The sequence below is a fragment of the uncultured Fretibacterium sp. genome, from assembly GCF_938040765.1.
In the GTDB taxonomy this organism is placed as follows: Bacteria; Synergistota; Synergistia; order Synergistales; family Aminobacteriaceae; genus CAJPSE01.
This window is the reverse complement of the sequence record NZ_CALIAA010000019.1, coordinates 1-2,268: the sequence shown is the minus strand read 5'-3', so window position 1 is coordinate 2,268 and position 2,268 is coordinate 1. Positions and strand designations below refer to the sequence as shown.

General features: G+C 66.6%; 1 protein-coding gene. It reads right to left on the bottom strand.

The window, feature by feature from the left end:
* A partial coding sequence (gene uvrA / locus Q0176_RS00590; protein ID WP_299297990.1) for an excinuclease ABC subunit UvrA occupies positions 1–2,210 on the bottom strand: 2,210 nt, incomplete at its 3' end.
* Positions 2,211–2,268 lie beyond the last annotated feature (58 nt).

The window sequence follows — 2,268 nt, the reverse complement described above, 5'->3', positions numbered from 1 at the left end:
CCGCCGCACGCCTCGCAGCGCCCGCCCTTGACGTTGAAGCTGAAGCGCCCCGGCTTGTACCCGCGGATGTTCGCCTCGGGGAGCCCCGCGAAGAACTCCCGGATGAGGGAGAAGACCCCCGTGTAGGTGGCGGGGTTGGAGCGCGGAGTCCGTCCGATGGGGCTCTGATCGACGAGGACGACGTTCTCGAACGCGTCCGCCCCCTCCAGCGCCCGAAAACGGCCGGGACGCTCCCGGAAGTCCCGGTCCAGGCGCCGTCGCATCCCCTTGTAGAGGATGTCGTAGAGGAAGCTGCTCTTTCCCGACCCCGAGACGCCGCTGAGGCAGGTGAAGACGCCCCGCGGAATTTTGACGTCGATGCCCTTGAGGTTGTGGTGCTCGGCGCCCTTGACGGTCAGCCAGCCCGACGGCTTCCGACGGGCCCCGGGCCGGACGATGCCCGTCTCGTCGCCCCGCAGGTAGGGGCCCGTCAGCCCCTCCGTCCCCAGCACCTCCTCGTAGCTGCCGCTGTGGACGATCTCGCCGCCCAGCTCCCCCGCGGCCGGCCCCATCTCGATGAGGGCGTCCGCCGCCTTCATGGTCTCCCGGTCGTGCTCGACCACCACGACCGTGTTGCCCAGCTCGCGGATGGAGGCGAGCGTCCGCACCAGGCGCTCCGTGTCCCGCGAGTGCAGGCCGATGGTCGGCTCGTCCAGGACGTAGAGCACCCCGCTGAGCTTCGACCCGATCTGCGTCGCCAACCTTATGCGCTGGCTCTCTCCGCCCGACAGGGTGTCCGCGCGGCGCAGCAGCGAGAGGTAGCCCACCCCCACGTCGACCAGAAAATCCAAGCGTTTGTCGATCTCCAGCATCACCTGTTCGACGATGTGGGTATCGGTCGACCCCAGGGAGAGCTCCTTCATCACCCGGGAGAGCCGGTCGATCGGCATGACCAGCAGCTCCCCGATCCCATACCCGCCGACCCTTACGGACAGCGCCTCGGGGCGGAGCCGCAGGCCGCCGCAGCTCTTGCAGACGTCCTCCACCCGGTAGGCCGCCAGCTCCTCCTGGACCGTCTCGGACTCCGTGTCCTGCCATCGGGCCTCCAGCCAGTTCAGCAGCCCCTCGTACCGCCCCATATAGGTGCGCTCCATCCCCTTCTCCTCGAAGACCATCGGCACCCGGTCGTCGTTGCCGTGCAGGATGAAGTTCCGCACCTGCGGGGCCAGGTCCCCATATCTGGGGGTCAGGTCCCACCCGTACTTTTTGGCGAACAGAGCGATTTTGGTCAGGAAGTACGGTTTGGTCTTCCAGGGCAGAATGGCTCCCTCCGCAAGGGAGCGGTCCGGGTCGATCGCGAGCTCCTCGGAGAAGTGCTCGTGGCTCCCGAGCCCGGCGCAGTCGGGGCAGGCCCCGAACGGGCTGTTGAAGGAGAAGAGGCGCGGCTCGATCTCCGGGATGGCGACGTCGCAGTCCGCGCAGGCGTAGTTCTCCGTCAGCATGTACTCCGTCCCGCCCTCCGGGGCGATCAGGACGTACCCGCCCGAGAGCTTCAGTGCGGCCTCCACGGACTCCGCGATGCGCGAACGCCGCTCCTCCGTCACCTTCAGCCGGTCGACGACCACCTCGATGTCGTGGCGCTTCTTCTTGTCCAGCTCGATGTCCTCGTCCAGCCACAGGACCGCGCCGTCGACGCGGACGCGCGTATAGCCCTTCTCCCGCGTCTGGCTGAACAGGTTGCGGAACTCGCCCTTCTTGCCCCGGACGAGCGGGGAGAGGATCTCCACGCGGGAACCGTCGTCGTTCTGGAAGATCAGCTCCAGGATCTCGTCGATGGAATAGCGGATGACCGGCTTGCCGCAATGGGGGCAGTGGGGCACCCCGATGCGGCCGTAGAGCAGGCGCAGGTAGTCGTAGATCTCGGTGACGGTCCCCACGATGGAACGCGGGTTGTGGCCCGTCCCCTTCTGTTCGATGGAGATGGCGGGGGACAGGCCGGAGATGTCGTCCACGTCCGGCTTCTTCTGGACGCCCAGAAACTGGCGCGCGTAGGCCGACAGGGACTCCACGTAGCGCCGCTGCCCCTCGGCATAGAGCGTGTCGAACGCCAGGGACGACTTGCCGGACCCCGACGGCCCCGTTATGACCACCAACCTGCCCCTCGGAATGTCCACGCTCACGTTCTTGAGGTTGTGTTCCCTGGCCCCTTTGATGCGGATATAATCGTCCAATGAAAGAATCTCCTTGGGAAGCGCTGGCAGCGCTTCCCTGAATTTTTTTAATATGGGG